Here is a 16,735-nt window from a genome sequence, read left to right on the forward strand (position 1 = left end):
TTTGTGAAGCATCAACCATTGAGATTATGAAAAAGTTTTTAATTGCACTTCTTTTATTGATTGCCATTACCATTACAGTCTTCTATGCTATGGGATATGGCTATGTTTTCACTGCTGTTCGTGTGGTTTATGGTAGTGGGCATCGTACGGCATTTCTGTCGGATTTTACTTATTTTGATAACCGTACTATTCAGCGTGGCAAACCACAGGCTTGGAATATTCACAAAAATTATAACGAGGTCGCTTCCACAGAGGAGTTAGATGCTTTACATGGTAAATATCACACCACCGCTTTCATGATTATCAAAAATGACAGTGTGTGGCATGAACAATATTTTGACGACAATAGCCATAAAACTCTTAGTAACTCATTTTCAATGGCTAAAACTTATGTTTCAGCAATGCTTGGAAAAGCTATTATGCAAGGGTACATCAAAAGTTTGAATCAGCGAGTAGGTGATTTTTTTCCAGAGTTTTCAACTGGATTAGCAGCTGACCTCACAGTGGGTGATTTGAGTTCCATGGCTTCAGGCTCCAATTGGGATGAATCGTATTACAACGCTTTTTCTGTAACCACACAGGCTTATTATGATAAAGATCTTCGCAAAATCATTTTAGAAAAAGTTAAGATTGTAGAAGAACCAGGACAAAAATACGTTTACCAAAGTGGAAACACACAACTTTTAGCAATGGTTCTGGAAAAAGCAACAGGAAAAAAACTAACTAACTATCTTTCAGAAACCTTTTGGCAACCTTTAGGATGCGAATATGATGCTTTTTGGCAAATTGATAGCGAGGAAAAAGGCTTAGAAAAAGCCTATTGCTGCATAGCTTCCAATGCTCGTGATTTTGCCCGTATGGGAAAACTTTATCTGAATTACGGCAAATGGAATGGTAATCAACTTCTTGATTCTTCTTTTGTAGCGAAGTCCATTCAACCCAGATTTACGGAAAGCCCAGAATATGGCTATGGAATGTGGTTACTCAGTCGAAATGGAAAAAATTTCTTTATGATGCGAGGACATCTAGGACAATATGTAATCATGCAACCCGAAGATAAAATCATAATCGTACGCCTGGGGCATCTAAAAGGAGAGGATAAACTCGGAGATCCTTTTACTGATGATATCTATGGATACATTGATCAAGCCTATAAAATGTTACAAAATGCTCAATAAGATACCATTAGAAGATATTTTATTTCTTGATATAGAGACAGTACCTCTGTTCGAAAGCTACCAAGAACTCAGCGAAGAGACACAACAACTATGGGAAGAAAAAACGAAATACTCTCGAAAAGAGGAATTCAGTGCTGAGGAATTCTATGACCGTGCAGGTATTTGGGCTGAATTTGGAAGAATTGTTTGTATTTCTGTTGGATTCTTTTCCTTCCGGAACCAGCAACGTACCTTTCGCGTAACCTCTTTTATCGGTGATGAAATACGCATTTTAAAAGATTTTGCTCAGCTAATTGAATCACATTTTTCACGTCCTAACCACGTTTTATGTGCTCATAACGGCAAGGAATTTGACTTTCCGTACATCTTAAGACGAATGATTATCAACAGATTACCAATACCAGCTAAATTACAGCTATTTGGTAAGAAGCCTTGGGAAGTTCCACACTTAGATACACTCGAACTTTGGAAGTTTGGAGACTACAAGCATTTCACCTCTTTGAAACTACTCACTCACATTTTGGGAATCCCATCCCCGAAAGATGACATTGATGGTAGCCAAGTACGTGAAGTTTTCTATAAAGAGAAAGACATCGACCGCATTGCTAACTATTGCCAAAAAGATACCGTAACAGTGGCTCAAATTCTACTTCGTTTCCGTAATGAAGAACTGTTAGACGAAGATGAAATTTTATTTGTGTAAAAAATACACATTTTTAAGCTACACTTTTACATTTTTTACACACTTATGTGTATTGTTAAAATTACACTCTTTAATATAAAACACTTATTTTTAGATATTTACAAAAGTAAGATTTACTACACTCCTTTTTGGCACAGTATTTTCTATATAATGAACGTAAACATGAAGAATATAAAGTACGAACAATACCATGAGAGATGATGTTTATGCATATTAAATTTATTGCTATCAAGATTAGTTCACAAACGAAAAAAACGAATTACTTAAAATTGCTATAAGAAACATTGTTAGATAAAAATTATCATTAAAACCAATAGTTGGGAAATTATTGAATAAATATTAAATTACACATAGATGTATCATCAAAAAACATCTAGATTACTTTTTTCAAAACATTGATTTTATCGAACTTGTTACAAACAAAAATTTATGAAAAAAGCTTTTTCAAGTTTGATAATTTAATCAAGAATTAAATCAGGAGTTAGTAGTAGTATTTATATGCATTGTTGAGAGGGTTCCTTCGAAAGAAGGAACCTTTTCGTTTTTTTGACCTTTGCTTAGCGTTTTTTGACCAAAAAATAGTAACTTTGTGGTTTGAAGAAAGATAGTGTAATTTAAACCGCTGTAAATGAACAAGATACTTTTAGTAGAAGATGACATTACATTTTCAAAAATGCTGTCTCGATTTTTAGAAAGAAACGGCTATGACATTGTTGAAAGTTCTACGCTGGAAGAGGCTTTAACAATGCTTGACTCTTCGTTGGGTATGATTTTTACCGACTTGCGACTTCCTGACGGAGATGGTATTCTTTTGTTAAAAGAAGTAAAAGAAAAATATCCACAGATTCCTGTGGTTGTAATGACCAGTTATGCCGAAGTTTCGACAGCTGTTGAGGCAATGAAATTGGGAGCCTTTGACTATATTTCGAAACCCTTTCAACGTGAAGATGTTCTTAATGTAATTACAAATGCCAAAAAATCAGCTTCTTTCCAGATTAAAAATACTTCAAAACCAGAAAATAAAGATGTTCTTCCTTCCGAAAAGATAAAGCAAAAACTTTTTGTAGAAGGTATCAGTGTTGCATCTAAAAAATTAAACGATTTTATCCGTTTAGTTGCTCCAACTGACATGTCTGTTTTGATTACTGGAGAGAGTGGCACAGGTAAGGAAGTAGTAGCTAAATCAATACACATGAAAAGTGAACGTGCCAGTAAACCCTTCATCGCTGTTGATTGTGGAGCAATTCCCAAAGAAATTGCGTCAAGTGAGTTTTTTGGACACGTAAAAGGTTCATTTACAGGAGCTATTTCAGATAAAAAAGGGCATTTTGAAGAGGCTAATGGAGGAACAATTTTCTTAGATGAGGTAGGCAACCTAAGCTATGAAAATCAAATACAATTGCTAAGAGCGTTGCAAGAACGGAAAATTAAACCCATAGGGAGCTCTAAGGAAATTGATGTAAACATACGTGTATTGGCGGCTACCAACGAAGATTTACTTATAGCAGTTGAAAAAGGACAGTTTCGTGAAGATTTGTATCATAGATTGAATGAATTTTCAATAAAAGTACCTTCATTACAGGAACGCAAAGACGATTTGATGATTTTTGCGTCTTATTTTTTGGATTTAGCAAATCAAAAATTACATAAAAACATATTAGGATTTACAAAAATGGCCGTTCAACATATGTTTTCTTACTCTTGGCATGGAAATTTACGAGAATTGTCAAACGCTATCAAACGAGCAACATTACTTGCTCAAGGCAGCTATATTACCGAGAATGATTTGCCTGAAAGTATCATAAACTCATCAAGAGTTCCTTCCATACAAAAAATTTCTTTTTCAACTAAAGATAATGAAAAAGATTTGATTATCAACGCTTTGAAAGAAGTTGATTACAACAAGACAGAAGCAGCAAAACTTCTGAACATCACTCGAAAAACCTTGTATAATAAATTAAAAGCATACGGGATAAATTTGTAAAACATTAAAAATCAACGATTAAAAACACTCAATTTTGGCATTATTTTTGATGTCTCAAACCTATAAAAATTAATATTTAACAATCATGACAAAAAGAATTTTTGCAATAGTTGCCCTAATGGTGGGAACATTGGCTACTATTTCGGCTCAGGAAATTAACTGGATGAGTTTTGACGAGGCTTTAGCAGCTCAGAAAAAAAATCCTAAAAAAATATTTGTAGATGTATACACAAATTGGTGTGGCCCCTGTAAATATTTAGATAAAACAACGTTTAAAAACAAAGACTTGGTTGAGTATATGAACAAAAACTTCTATGCTGTTAAATTCAATGCTGAAGGAAATGACGTTGTAAATTACAAAGGTCAAAAGTTTGAAAATCAAGGATACGATGCTTCGAAAGCTCAAACAAGAAATAGCCAACACTCTTTTGCTGGTTACCTTCAAGTGAATGCTTACCCAACAATGATATTTTTTGATGATAACGGAGAGTATATCTTGCCTGTACAAGGAGGTATGCCTGCTACTCAATTGGAAATTTTCTTAAAATTAGTTGCCAATAACGACTATAAAAACATAAAAACAAGAGCTGACTTTCAAGAATATCAGTCAAACTTTAAAGGAACATTTAAGGAATAAATATCTATTTCATAGACTTTAAGACAGAGAGAGGCCGTCTAAAAAATTAGACGACCTTTTTTTATTTATCACAGGACTGTTTTTTTTTATCTTTTTTTTTCAAGAAAATAAAATATATTTGTACCAACATCAAAAACGCATTAGGTAAAATAATAGGAATATTATTAATCAAGACACCATAAATCACAAAAAGAACACACCCTATCAAATTGGTAAGGCGTATGTAGATGATATTATCTTTTATCAAAAAACTACCCACTACAAAAAGTGACGCCGCATAACCTATAAAATCATACCAACTCATTTTCTCCTTTTTTTAATGTTGTAATCGTACTCTTGAAGAAGCTATCCACGAAGCTAACACCCCAAGAATTACTATAGTAAAGAAAACCAAAAACACATTAATCCACTCTATTTCAACAGGATAAGGCAAACCAACGCCAATAGTAACGAACTGAAATTGCTGTTGCAGAAACACAATCAACATCCCAATAATTATTCCCAAAAAAGATCCGATAACCGAAGTCATCGTTCCTTGCAAAAAGAAAAGTTGTCGCATTTGGGAAACATTCATTCCTAACGCATACAGTGTATGTAAATCCTTCCTTTTATCAAGAATCATCATGATAATAGCTCCTGCCAAATTGAATAATGCTATGATTAGTACTAATATAAAAATCAGATAAATAGCAATATTTTCTGTGTTTAACATTCGATAAAGAGCATCATTGAGTTGCATCCTATTTTTCACGATTACGGTGTCTCCAAAAATCTGGTAAATTTTTTCAATTACCTCTTTTTCAGAAACATGTGACGCTAGGCGGATTTCAATAGCTGAAACTTGGTCAGAGGATAGTCCTAGGATTTGTTGAGCTTCGGTAAGTGATGAAAAGACATATTTTTTATCTAATTCTTCGGTAAGTTGATAAACTCCTGCAACGACTACAAACGATTCTCGATAAGGCTTTACCTCTTGGGTAATACTTCCTCTACCCGACTTTGGAACTACAATTTGCAAAGGCGATGATGTATCAACAAACCCTAATCCTAAGGTGTTAAAAATCGTTGCTCCAACTACTACATTAGGAGCTTGAATCTCCCAATTACCTAAAACCAAAATACTATCAACATCACACACCAACGGGTAATGTTCATCAACTCCTTTGATATAGGCTATATGATTTTTCTGTTTATGATTTAAAAAAACTTGCTCTTCAAGTATACTACTAAAAAAAGCAACTTCATCAGTGTCTGATAATTTATTTGCTACTTCATCAGAAAAAGTGATGTATTTTCCAGTCTTGGGAAATATTTTTAGATCAGGATCAAAAATGGAAGAAAATGAAAGTGTAAAATTTTTCAATCCTGCAAACCCTGCTAAAACAACGAAAAGAGACACCGCACCAAGTACCACCACCAATGCCGTAATACGATTAATGATGTTGATGACATTTTGCGAACTCTTTGCTACCATGTAGCGTTTAGCTATGTAAAAAACTGCCTTCAAAGGCTATGATTTTTTACGTTTATAAAGTAATTCACGATTTTCAATAGGATTCTCTTCGCCTTTGAGTGATTTTTCAATTCCTTCTATATATTGCAATGAATCGTCTATATAGAAAAGCAAATCAGGCATACGTCGGAATTGGTTTTTAGTGATTTGCGACAATTCGTGCTTAATCAAAGATGTATTTGAAATAGTCCCTTTTAAGATATCCTCCGCTTTAGACTCAGGAAAGACACTCAGATAAACTTTAGCAACCGACAAATCAACTGTAACACTTACTTTTGTTACCGATATAATTAAATTGTGTTGCCCTGCATCTCGAATAGACTGCTGTAACACTTTGGCAAGCTCCTCTTGAATAATCCCTGCTATTTTCTTTTGTCTATTATTTTCCATTTGGCAAAGATAATGTTTTTTTCGTTCAAAAAGATGACTCCTATGGTAAAAGTTCTCTTGTTATTTCGCAACCTGAACTATTTTCTGAAAAAATCAATAATTTAGTTATTTACAGAGAGTCTATTCTTATATAATCAATAATATGAGTTTTGCTGGGATATAGATTCATTAATTGGAAGACAATAACGCTGATTGAACCGTCAATCAAAACATTATTTCTGAATCAGAAGTTCTTGCATCTGTTCTTCGCTTCCATTGTAGATATTCAAATCTATTTTCACTTTAGAACCTGGAGTAATCCCATTTTCTGTAAATTGCCACATTTTCCAATTATGAACATGTGTCGGGGTGAGTACATTATTGTAATTGGCTATCCAAAGAGGATAGTTTTTGAATTTATCATGTAAATAGTCATTATAAAAACTAATGTAAGTGTAAATTATAGGTTTTCGGCCGTATTTTTTTTCAACAATATCCAACCAAACTTGAATATCTTGAAGATATTGCTTTACTTTTTTCTTCTTTGGCAGTTTTTCAATATCTAAAATGGGTAGAAAATCCCCTTTTTCCAATGTTATCGTTTGCAAATAAGAGGTTGCTTGTTGAACAGGATCTTCATCAGGACGATAAAAATGGTAAGCTCCTCGCACTAACTTCTGTTTTCTTGCTTGTTCCCAAAAATAATGAAAATTTTTATCTCGTGTATTATTTCCCATTGTGGCTCGAAAGATAGCGAATTTCAAAGGGATATTTCCTCGCTCCAAATATAAACTGTCCCAAACAATATCATTTCGTTCTTGGTAATGGGATAAATCAATCCCAAAAGTTTTGGTTCTATAATTGTACGAAATCCGTTCTATACGCTTATTTTCATAATCTATATTCGTTTTTGACAAAAAAACTTTATTTAATATTCGTTGATAATGTGCAGGATAATATTTTCTTACATAAAGAAACCCTCCAATTAGCAAACTAAAAAAAAGAATAAATACAACGAGGAACTTATTCCATGAAAATTCTTTTCTCTTCTTAGCGGTATGTTGTCTTTTTCGTTTCCTCATTTTTCATAAACTATCATTATTGCAAATATAGATAAATTCCTACGTATTTTATATTTTTGCCAGAAAATAGGTTGACTATGAATTTTTTGGCACACATCTATTTATCGGGAGAAGAAGACAACTTAGTAAAAATTGGAAATTTTATGGCGGATACCGTTCGTGGAAAGCAGTATCTTTCTTTCCCTGAACCGATACAAAAAGGTATTTTATTACATCGGCAAATAGACACTTTCACTGACACTAACCCCACTTTTCGAAGTAGCCGAAAACGATTAGTCCCTGAATTTGGACATTATTCAGGAGTGATTACAGATGTTTTTTACGATTATTTTCTAGCAAAAAACTGGAACTTGTATTCCGACATCCGCCTAGAAAACTATGTTCAACAATTTTATGAACTCCTTGAATGTGAGAAAAGTAAATTGAATGAACATACTATTTTTATAATGCAACATATGATTAAAGATAATTGGCTCTTAGCATATGCTTCATTAGAGGGCATGGAAAAGATTCTCTACCAAATGGACAGACGAACTGGATTTAAATCGAATATGCAATATGCAATCAAACCCCTTATTGAACACGAATCCGTATTTGAAAGTGAATTTTTTTCTTTCTTTGAGGATATCCGTAAATTTATAGTACACCAACTATAGTCACCATTTCAAAAACCAAAAAGCTACCCAAATCTTATTTCGGATAGCTTATTGAGTAAATATTAAAAATGTAACTATGAATCCTAATAGTGATAATGCTTGCTTTCTTCAATAAACGGATTGCCTTTTGGCAACAACGGATACTTGGATAATGCAGTGAACACCACAAAGATAAACAACCCTAAAAAGAATAATACAGCGGAAATCTCAGTAATTCCTATGCTCCATTGATCTCCAACAGTAGCCGGCATAATCATTACGTAAAAATCAACGTAGTGTCCTACCAAAATTACAATTCCCATAGCGAAAACCAATTTGCTGATACGTTTGTAATCTGTATTAACTAACACCAACAAAGGCAAAATGAAATTCAACAGTAACATTCCAAAGAATAACACTTTATAATCTCTAATTCTTGAAACATAATAAGTCACCTCTTCTGGAATGTTGGAATACCAAAGTAATAGAAACTGAGAAAACCACAAGTATGTCCAAAAAATTGACAAACCGAACATAAACTTAGTCAAATCATGCAGATGACTACTATTCACATGAGGTAAAAAACCACGACTTTTCAAATAGATTGTAATCATTGCGATGACTGTAATCCCTGATACAAAGAAACTTGCAAACACATACCATCCGAACAAAGTACTGAACCAGTGCGGATCAACACTCATAATCCAATCCCAAGACATCATCGATTCGGTAACCAAGAAAAACACCAAGAATCCAGCTGCCCATTTGAAATTTTTAACAAAAGGACGATTAGTGGTTGCTGTGTCCTCAGCTATCGACAAACGTCTCGAAATATAACGGTAGCCTACCCAACCTAACATATAAAACGCGGCTCTCCCCAAGAAGAAAGGCACGTTCAAATAGCCTTGTTTACCCTGTAGAAGAGCATCGTGAGCCACCACTGTTTCATCCATCCATATAAAAAGATGGTTGAAATGCATCCCTGAAAGTACCAATAAGGTAAAAACAATAACCACTCCAGGAAATAAGTATGCTGTGATTCCTTCCATGACTCTAAAAAGCACAGGTGACCAACCTGCTTGTGCCACACGATTGATTGCATAGAAAGCCAATACTCCCAAAGAAATCAACATGAAAAACAAGGCCGCCACATAAACCGCAGCCCAAGGCTTGTTCTGCAATTGATGTAACACATGTTCATAATGAGCATCATCGTGGTGAGCATCATCGTGAGCGTCAGAATGATGAGCTTGTTCCATGGTTTTAACGTCTTCTACAGTTTTGGGTGCTGTGAAAAATCCAACTCCAATTCCAATAATCCCAATGATGATAAGGACAATTGCTGTAAGTCTTAATTTATTTGAAAATGTATACATAATCTAAATATCTTTCTTTTAGGAAATTATTTTACTAACTCATCACGTAGTTTTTCTACGTACAACGCCACTTGCCAACGTTCTTTTTCATTGATTTGTGAGGCATACGAACCCATAGCATTCAGCCCATAATAAATGACGTGATACGTTCCGCCTGGTGTAATAACACGATTCTTATCGGCATAACTTGGCACTCCTCCAAATTTACCTCTTTCAACCAAAATTCCTTTTCCGTCACCTTTCTCACCATGGCAAACAGCACAATAGATGTCATACAAAAACTTACCTTGTTCAAGGTTTTCTGTATCAGCTACTAATGGGCTTTTCAGTTCTTCTTTTGCAAGTAACAAATCCGCTGGTGTGTCCGCGTACTCATACGGTTGCCATCCTCTTTTGATGGTACCTGCTACAGGTAGTTGAGCTTGCATACTGTCCTTAAATGCCGGTGATTGTTGATAAGTCTCATATCCAACACTTTCATACATATTCGGCATAAATTGATAGTTCGGCTCGCGTTTGTTAAAGCAAGATACTAAAAGTAAAGATACACTGCTGAATAAAGCTATTTTAACTATATTTTTCATATCTCCTATTTTTCTGCTATTTTAATTTCAACAGCTCCTGTTTCCTTCAATAGAGTTGTTACTTCACTTACATTGTTTTCAGTTACTGCGATTTCCATCAAAAAATGGTCGTCAGTAGTTCTTACATCAGGGTTTTCTGCTTCTTTAAATGGCCATAATTTACTTCGCAAAAAGAAAGTAATTACCATCAAGTGAGCTGCAAAAAATACCGTCATCTCAAACATGACAGGAACAAAAGAAGGCATATTTTGTAAAAATGTCATACTTGGTTTTCCTCCAATATCCTGTGGCCAATCTTCGATCATGATATAATTAACCATCAAGGTAGCTACAGCTAACCCTATACATCCGTAAATGAACGAAGCTATCGCTAATCGCGTAGGAGCTAACCCCATGGCTTTGTCCAATCCGTGAACAGGAAATGGAGTATATATTTCCGAAATCTGATGATTTTTAGAACGAACTGTTTTTACAGCTGCCATTAAAATATCATCATCATTATATAATGCTTGTACTACTTTCTTACTCATGATGATTAATGATTAGGGTCGTTATCTCTTAGTTTTTTATATTTCTCGCCAGATGATTTCAAGATTGATTTTACCTCAGCCTGTGCAATCACTGGGAATGTTCGTGCATACAACAAGAACAACACGAAGAAGAATCCAATAGTTCCGATATAAATTCCAATATCAACGAAGGTAGGTGAGAACATTGTCCAAGATGAAGGCAAATAATCTCTATGCAAAGATGTTACTATAATCACGAAACGCTCAAACCACATTCCTACGTTTACCACAAGCGAAATGATGAACGAGAACATAATGCTTCTTCTCAATTTTTTGAACCACATGAACTGTGGAGAAAATACGTTACATCCCATCATCAACCAGTAAGCCCAAGCGTAAGGTCCTGTAGCACGGTTCAAGAAAGCGTATTGCTCATACTCTACACCTGAGTACCACGCTACGAATAACTCCGTGATGTATGCACATCCTACGATAGAACCTGTAATCATAATTACGATGTTCATCAATTCAATATGTTGAATGGTGATGTAATCTTCAAAATTACATACTTTACGCATGATAATCAAAAGCGTATTTACCATCGCAAAACCTGAAAAGATTGCCCCAGCAACGAAGTAAGGCGGGAAGATAGTAGTATGCCAACCTGGAATTACCGAGGTAGCAAAGTCAAACGATACGATGGTGTGTACGGAAAGTACCAACGGAGTTGCCAAACCTGCCAAAACAAGAGAAACCTCTTCAAAACGTTGCCAATCCTTAGCACGTCCACTCCAACCAAAACTTACTAAACTGTAAATCTTTTTCTGGAAAGGTTTTACGGCACGGTCACGCAACATGGCAAAATCAGGAAGCAGACCTGTCCACCAGAATACCAACGATACCGAAAGATAGGTAGAAATCGCGAATACGTCCCACAAAAGCGGAGAGTTAAAGTTTACCCATAGCGACCCAAACTGGTTTGGAATTGGCATTACCCAGTAAGCCAACCAAGGTCTTCCCATGTGAATAATTGGAAAGAGTCCCGCCTGAACTACAGAGAAAATAGTCATTGCTTCGGCAGAGCGGTTTACAGCCATTCTCCATTTTTGGCGGAAAAGCAACAACACAGCAGAAATCAAGGTTCCTGCGTGTCCTATACCAACCCACCAAACGAAGTTGGTAATATCCCAAGCCCAACCGATTGTTTTATTTAATCCCCAAGTACCAATACCTACTGATACTGTATAAATCATACTTCCCAACCCCCAAAGGAAAGCTACTAATGAAATGGAAAATACAATCCACCATAACCTGTTCGCTTTACCCTCTACTGGACGGGCGATATCTACCGTAACATCGTGATACGATTTATCGCCTGTTACTAAGGGTTTTCGTATAGGTGCTTCATAATGCGACGCCATATCCTTATTATATTATTTCTTAGTTATTAAATTATTTTTATGCTTCGTTCGTATTTCTTACTTTCACTTGGTACACCACATTCGGACGTGTCCCGATGTGTTCCAACAAATGATACGCTCTGTCGTCGGTTATCAATTTAGCGATTTCGCTATTTTTCTCGTTGATATCACCAAATACCATAGCTCCTGTTCCACAGGCTGCTGAACAAGCACAAGCGTTATTGAACTCTCCTTCACGAACTGCACGACCCTCATTTTTAGCTTTCAAGATAACAGCCTGAGTCTGTTGGATACAGAATGAACATTTTTCCATAACCCCACGTGAACGAACCGTTACATCTGGATTCAATACCATTTTACCCAAATCGTTATTCATGTTGAAGTCGAACTCATCGTTATTGCTGTATAAGAACCAGTTGAAACGTCGTACTTTATAAGGACAGTTGTTAGCACAGTAACGTGTTCCCACACAACGATTATATGCCATGTGATTTTGTCCTTGACGACCGTGTGAGGTTGCAGCTACTGGACATACCGTTTCACATGGAGCGTTATTACAATGCTGACACATAACAGGTTGGAACGCTACTTGCGGATTTTCAGCTGGGTCTTCCATTTCGCCGTAAGTTGTCAAAGCAGCACTCAATCCGCTAATACCCGCCTTGGTCTCCAAATCGCCTTTGAATGTATCAGCCGAAGAGTAGTATCGGTCAATACGCAACCAGTGCATATCTCGCGAACGTCTCATTTCTTCTTTCCCAACTACTGGAACGTTATTTTCTGCATGACAAGCTATCACACACGCTCCACAGCCCGTACAAGCGTTTAGATCAATCGATAGATTGAAGTGATGCCCTGAGGAACGATCGAAAGTTTCCCAAAGAGAAACGCTGGAAGCTAATACCTCTTTGTGATCTAATGACACCACTGGTTTTACATTCCACTCTTTCGCATCTTTCGTGTTAAACTCTTCTAAAGTAGTTTCCTTCAAAACATCCCCACGTCCCATAAGGGTATTGTGCAACTGAACACAAGCAAATTCATGCGTCCCTCCAATATTTTTGATGGTTACACTTTGTACATTATCGAAGTTCTGATACAGTGGGTAAGCATTAACTCCCACTTGCATCTCTTTTTTCATAGCTTCTTTTTTCCCGTAGCCAAATGCTAAACCAACAGAACCTCTCGCTTGTCCTGGTTGAATAAGTACAGGAACCTTCAGCGTAATTCCATTTACAGTAATCTCCGCGTAGTTCCCGTCTAAAGCTCCGGTAGCTACGTGCCAGTTTTTAATGCCTAATTCTTTAGCATCATAGGATGACATGGTTAAGTAGTTGTCCCACGTAGTTCTCGTGATCGGATCTGGTAACTCTTGTAACCAAGGGTTATTAGCTTGTTGTCCGTCTCCAATTCCTATTTTTGAGTACAAAGTCAATTCAAACCCATTGGTCGAAGTTTTTGCCAACGAGTTAAGTGCTTCATTCACAGAAACCTCATTACTTACTGCTAATTCTTCTTTAGCTGAAACAAATACTCCATCATGTAAAGCTTTGTTCCATTTAGCTTCACCCAAAATGGAAGCTGTCCAATTTTCTTTAATAAAATCGTAGTATGTTTTGTCTGATCCAGACCATTTTAACAATGCATCCTGTAATTGACGTGTGTCAAACAGAGGGCGGATTGTTGGTTGTGTTAAACCATAGTATCCTTTTTTGAATTCAACATCTCCCCAAGACTCGAGATAGTGAGGTGCTGCAGCTATATAATTTGTTTTAATTGCCGTTTCATCTGCTTTCATTGAAAAAGACACTGAAAAAGCTACCTTTTGTAGAGCTGTTTCAAACTCTGCTGCGTTAGGCAAAGTGTATAATGGATTTAAATTATTGATAATCAGAACCCCTACTTTTCCACTGTTCATATCAGCTATCAATTCTTTCAAAGCCACAAGACTTCCCTTGCGAACGTTGATAGGGTTCTTTGTGTTGAAAGCTACGCTTTGTAATCTTTCGTTAATATCCAATACTAGCAATTGAGCATTTTCGTCTTGAATACCTGAAACTACTACGGCTCTTGTTCCAGCTCTTTTCACTTGTTCAGCAGCCTTTTTAACCTGCTCTTCTACTTTAGCATCTAAATTTCCTGATACAGAAATCCCAGTTAAATAACCATAGAATTTCGCTAATGCAACTTTTTGTTGTGAAGGAGTCAAAGGTACTCGTTTGTCAGCATTCGCTCCTGTTAAAGTCATATTTGACTCAAACTGAATGTGTCTTGACATTTTCCCATTTTTTGGGATACGCTTTTGGGCATACGCTCCCTCAAAACCTCCTCCTTGCCAATCAGCGATAAAATCAGCTCCAAAAGAAACAATTACGTCTGCTTTTGTAAAGTCATAGTCCGCCATTGCACGAACTCCATATTTTTTTTGAAATGCGTTTAGAGTAGCTTCTTCTGAAATGGCATCATACTCCACCAATTTCACGGTAGGATATTTTTCTTTGAGATTTTCAATTAACTTATAGGTTGAAGGACTTGCTAAAGTATGACTGAATACGACAATTTGCTTCTCCTCTTGCACTGCTTTCTCCAAGGCTTTCATAGCCTCTGCATCTAAATCATTCCAAGATACAGCCGAACCTCCTTTTGCAATTGGATTTTTTACACGGAGATTGTCATACAGGCTCAATACCGAAGCAATCACACGAGCATTTGCCTCACAATGAGAGTTTGCTTCTTTATTATGTTCAATTAAAATAGGTCTTCCTTCACGGGTTTTCACAAGTACACTTGCGAAATCATATCCGTCAGCAATTGCCGTAGCATAGTAGTCAGCTACTCCTGGACGAATTTGTTCGGGTAACACAACATAAGGAACTGCTTTGTGAACAGGCCCTTCACAAGCTGCTAAAGTAGCAGCTGCCGTAGTGAAACCTACATATTTCAAGAAATCACGACGGGTTGTGGATGAGGACTCTAAGGTAGCCTTATCTCCTAAAAACTCATCTACTGGGATTTCTTCGACAAACTCATTCTGTTTCAGTGTATCTATGACTGAATTCTCATTAAGTTCTTCTACACTTTTCCAGTATTTTTTGTTTGATGCCATAGTTAGTTATATTCTGAAATTTAACTCTTTAAAAAATAATAAATCGAAAATTAGTAGTGACACTTACCACATTCCAAACCACCCAATTGAGCGATAGTAAGTTTTTCTACGTTAAGTTTTTTAGCCAACTCTGCGTGAACTTCTTTATAGTTTTCATAATATCCATTATCAGTGTTCACCTCGGTTTTTCTGTGGCAGTCCACACACCATCCCATTGTTAATGGAGCATGTTGATGTAAGATCTCCATTTCTTCTACTTTTCCGTGGCATTGTTGACAATCCAACCCCGCCACTGTTACGTGTTGCGAGTGGTTAAAGTAAGCGAAATCAGGTAGATTATGAACACGTACCCAACGTACTGGCTTCGTCTCTCCTGTATATTTGAAGTTCTGAGCATCCCAGCCTACTGCGTCATACAATTTTTTAATCTCGTTAGAATAGAATTCACGTGTATAACCATTAACCATATCTGGCTCACCCTTATATTCTGAAATGGTTTCATGACAGTTCATACATACATTTAAAGATGGTATACCCGCTGTTTTTGACACACGAGCTGCAGAGTGACACAACTTACAATCAATTTGGTTATCTCCTGCGTGAATTTTGTGAGAGAAGTGAATCGGTTGAATAGGTTCATATCCTTGGTTAACATCTACTTGCATAAAGTATCCATACATTGCATAGGTTGAACCGAACAACAAAATTGTTACCGTAGTCAGTACAAAGAACGGATTTTCGGCAAATGCTCTAACCAAGAAACCTTCTTTACGTTTTGAAAACTCTTCCGTTGTAATGTTTCCTTCAGCAATAACTTTGGAAGCCATATTCAACACCGACAAAATAACAATCAACGCAACAATAATTGCAAGTATACCAACAATAGTGATAAAGTAGATGAGCGATCTTTCGGCAACAACCTCAGGGCGTTCCACAGGAACAAACACCTCCTCTTCTACCTCTTCCACTACTGGCGGATTAGCTGTATACGCTAAGATGTCATTTATATCTTGCTCTGATAAAATGTCTTCATAGGGTGCCATGGGTACTTGATTGAATTCCTCAAAAATAGCTTTAGCATCAGCGTCTCCTGAGGCAATCAATTTTTCACTATTTTTGATCCACGCATGAAGCCATTCAGTGGTTCTCCTTTCAGTAACTCCACCCAAGGCAGGTCCAATAGTACGCTTATCCAACTGGTGACAAGCCATACAGTTTGCCTTAAACAAAGTCTCTCCCTTAGCTGGATCGCCCTGTGCAAAAGCCGAAGTTGAAAACATGAATGTCAGTAAAATAGAGAAAACACTGACACCAAACAAGTTATGGTTTTTAACCTTTTTCATATTAAAAATATATTATCTAATATTTCGATAGTTGAACTCTAAACATTTATTGATTCAAGACACAAAAGTATAACATATTCTTAAAATACAAAAAAAAGTTATTCTGTTTCATTTCAATTTATATAAATTCTAAATAAACTACATTTCTTTAAGAAAGTTTTTAAAGAAACAAATCACTTTAAAAACTGTTATTTCTTTAACAAAATATTTGAACAAAGATTTTTTTAAAGATGATTTTATTTTTTTTTAAGATTAACAAAATGTGTTTTCTTTCTATTTCTATAAGCTAAGAAAT

At 36.0% G+C, this 16,735-nt stretch carries 15 protein-coding genes; 5 read left to right on the forward strand and 10 right to left on the reverse strand.

Annotated elements, in window-relative coordinates; translation table 11 throughout:
* Positions 1–26: 26 nt before the first annotated feature.
* The 4 genes from CGC52_RS04185 to CGC52_RS04200 all read left to right on the forward strand — a co-directional run bounded on the left by CGC52_RS04185 (position 27) and on the right by CGC52_RS04200 (position 4,502).
* Positions 27–1,178 (forward strand): serine hydrolase, encoded by a 1,152-nt coding sequence (locus tag CGC52_RS04185; protein ID WP_095894446.1) that lies wholly within the window; start codon positions 27–29, stop codon positions 1,176–1,178.
* Positions 1,168–1,881: a 3'-5' exonuclease gene (locus CGC52_RS04190; RefSeq protein WP_095894445.1), complete on the forward strand. Its 714-nt coding sequence runs from the start codon at positions 1,168–1,170 to the stop codon at positions 1,879–1,881. Before CGC52_RS04185 ends, CGC52_RS04190 begins: the two co-directional genes overlap by 11 nt.
* Positions 1,882–2,509: 628 nt before the next feature.
* Positions 2,510–3,865, forward strand: coding sequence for a sigma-54 dependent transcriptional regulator (locus CGC52_RS04195; protein WP_042346005.1), 1,356 nt, complete (start codon positions 2,510–2,512; stop codon positions 3,863–3,865).
* An 85-nt stretch (positions 3,866–3,950) separates the two neighbouring features.
* Complete coding sequence (locus tag CGC52_RS04200; protein ID WP_042344287.1) at positions 3,951–4,502, forward strand: thioredoxin fold domain-containing protein; 552 nt, start codon at positions 3,951–3,953, stop codon at positions 4,500–4,502.
* Positions 4,503–4,563: 61 nt separating this feature from the next.
* Here the strand turns inward: CGC52_RS04200 and CGC52_RS04205 are convergent, their stop codons facing one another.
* From CGC52_RS04205 to CGC52_RS04220, 4 genes are all read right to left on the reverse strand, one after another.
* Entirely contained in the window at positions 4,564–4,806 is a 243-nt protein-coding gene (locus CGC52_RS04205; protein WP_042008363.1) for a uroporphyrinogen decarboxylase, read from the reverse strand.
* A gap of 12 nt (positions 4,807–4,818) precedes the next feature.
* Positions 4,819–5,976 carry an ABC transporter permease gene (locus CGC52_RS04210; protein WP_042008361.1) on the reverse strand — a complete coding sequence of 386 codons (1,158 nt, stop codon included), beginning with the start codon at positions 5,974–5,976 and terminating at the stop codon, positions 4,819–4,821.
* 36 nt (positions 5,977–6,012) lie between these two features.
* Positions 6,013–6,405, reverse strand: a complete 393-nt coding sequence (gene rbfA / locus CGC52_RS04215) for a 30S ribosome-binding factor RbfA (RefSeq protein WP_042008359.1) — start codon at positions 6,403–6,405, stop codon at positions 6,013–6,015.
* A 212-nt stretch (positions 6,406–6,617) separates the two neighbouring features.
* The gene (locus tag CGC52_RS04220) at positions 6,618–7,301 is read right to left on the reverse strand and encodes a GH25 family lysozyme (RefSeq protein WP_369800745.1); all 684 of its coding nucleotides are present in this window, start codon (positions 7,299–7,301) and stop codon (positions 6,618–6,620) included.
* A gap of 242 nt (positions 7,302–7,543) precedes the next feature.
* Here CGC52_RS04220 and CGC52_RS04225 point away from each other — a divergent pair, with 242 nt between their 5' ends.
* On the forward strand, positions 7,544–8,122 hold the full coding sequence (locus CGC52_RS04225) for an ACP phosphodiesterase (RefSeq protein ID WP_095893521.1): 579 nt from the start codon (positions 7,544–7,546) through the stop codon (positions 8,120–8,122).
* 83 nt (positions 8,123–8,205) lie between these two features.
* On the opposite strand, the gene CGC52_RS04230 is transcribed toward CGC52_RS04225, so the two are convergent.
* Genes CGC52_RS04230 through CGC52_RS04255 form a run of 6 tightly spaced genes read right to left on the reverse strand, consistent with a single transcriptional unit; the run spans position 8,206 to position 16,440 of the window.
* Positions 8,206–9,477 (reverse strand): quinol:cytochrome C oxidoreductase, encoded by a 1,272-nt coding sequence (locus CGC52_RS04230; RefSeq protein WP_095893522.1) that lies wholly within the window; start codon positions 9,475–9,477, stop codon positions 8,206–8,208.
* Positions 9,478–9,503: 26 nt separating this feature from the next.
* The gene (locus CGC52_RS04235; protein ID WP_042008350.1) at positions 9,504–10,061 is read right to left on the reverse strand and encodes a cytochrome c; all 558 of its coding nucleotides are present in this window, start codon (positions 10,059–10,061) and stop codon (positions 9,504–9,506) included.
* A gap of 5 nt (positions 10,062–10,066) precedes the next feature.
* Positions 10,067–10,591, reverse strand: coding sequence for a DUF3341 domain-containing protein (locus tag CGC52_RS04240; protein ID WP_095893523.1), 525 nt, complete (start codon positions 10,589–10,591; stop codon positions 10,067–10,069).
* Between the two features lie 5 nt (positions 10,592–10,596).
* Positions 10,597–11,991 (reverse strand): NrfD/PsrC family molybdoenzyme membrane anchor subunit, encoded by a 1,395-nt coding sequence (nrfD, locus tag CGC52_RS04245; RefSeq protein ID WP_042008345.1) that lies wholly within the window; start codon positions 11,989–11,991, stop codon positions 10,597–10,599.
* A gap of 37 nt (positions 11,992–12,028) precedes the next feature.
* Positions 12,029–15,097: a TAT-variant-translocated molybdopterin oxidoreductase gene (locus CGC52_RS04250; protein WP_095893524.1), complete on the reverse strand. Its 3,069-nt coding sequence runs from the start codon at positions 15,095–15,097 to the stop codon at positions 12,029–12,031.
* A gap of 50 nt (positions 15,098–15,147) precedes the next feature.
* Entirely contained in the window at positions 15,148–16,440 is a 1,293-nt protein-coding gene (locus CGC52_RS04255; RefSeq protein WP_042009090.1) for a c-type cytochrome, read from the reverse strand.
* Positions 16,441–16,735: the final 295 nt, after the last annotated feature.

Origin of the sequence: Capnocytophaga sp. H2931 (assembly GCF_002302535.1) — a bacterium.
Lineage (GTDB): Bacteria > Bacteroidota > Bacteroidia > Flavobacteriales > Flavobacteriaceae > Capnocytophaga > Capnocytophaga canis.

What these genes read in the sequence shown, in the direction of transcription:
- CGC52_RS04225 (WP_095893521.1), top strand. Translation starts at nt 7,544, where the DNA reads ATGAATTTTTTGGCACACATCTATTTATCGGGAGAAGAAGACAACTTA.
- nrfD (WP_042008345.1), bottom strand. Translation starts at nt 11,991, where the DNA reads ATGGCGTCGCATTATGAAGCACCTATACGAAAACCCTTAGTAACAGGC.
- CGC52_RS04250 (WP_095893524.1), bottom strand. Translation starts at nt 15,097, where the DNA reads ATGGCATCAAACAAAAAATACTGGAAAAGTGTAGAAGAACTTAATGAG.
- rbfA (WP_042008359.1), bottom strand. Translation starts at nt 6,405, where the DNA reads ATGGAAAATAATAGACAAAAGAAAATAGCAGGGATTATTCAAGAGGAG.
- CGC52_RS04185 (WP_095894446.1), top strand. Translation starts at nt 27, where the DNA reads ATGAAAAAGTTTTTAATTGCACTTCTTTTATTGATTGCCATTACCATT.
- CGC52_RS04200 (WP_042344287.1), top strand. Translation starts at nt 3,951, where the DNA reads ATGACAAAAAGAATTTTTGCAATAGTTGCCCTAATGGTGGGAACATTG.
- CGC52_RS04235 (WP_042008350.1), bottom strand. Translation starts at nt 10,061, where the DNA reads ATGAAAAATATAGTTAAAATAGCTTTATTCAGCAGTGTATCTTTACTT.
- CGC52_RS04190 (WP_095894445.1), top strand. Translation starts at nt 1,168, where the DNA reads ATGCTCAATAAGATACCATTAGAAGATATTTTATTTCTTGATATAGAG.
- CGC52_RS04240 (WP_095893523.1), bottom strand. Translation starts at nt 10,591, where the DNA reads ATGAGTAAGAAAGTAGTACAAGCATTATATAATGATGATGATATTTTA.
- CGC52_RS04255 (WP_042009090.1), bottom strand. Translation starts at nt 16,440, where the DNA reads ATGAAAAAGGTTAAAAACCATAACTTGTTTGGTGTCAGTGTTTTCTCT.
- CGC52_RS04230 (WP_095893522.1), bottom strand. Translation starts at nt 9,477, where the DNA reads ATGTATACATTTTCAAATAAATTAAGACTTACAGCAATTGTCCTTATC.
- CGC52_RS04205 (WP_042008363.1), bottom strand. Translation starts at nt 4,806, where the DNA reads ATGAGTTGGTATGATTTTATAGGTTATGCGGCGTCACTTTTTGTAGTG.
- CGC52_RS04195 (WP_042346005.1), top strand. Translation starts at nt 2,510, where the DNA reads ATGAACAAGATACTTTTAGTAGAAGATGACATTACATTTTCAAAAATG.
- CGC52_RS04210 (WP_042008361.1), bottom strand. Translation starts at nt 5,976, where the DNA reads ATGGTAGCAAAGAGTTCGCAAAATGTCATCAACATCATTAATCGTATT.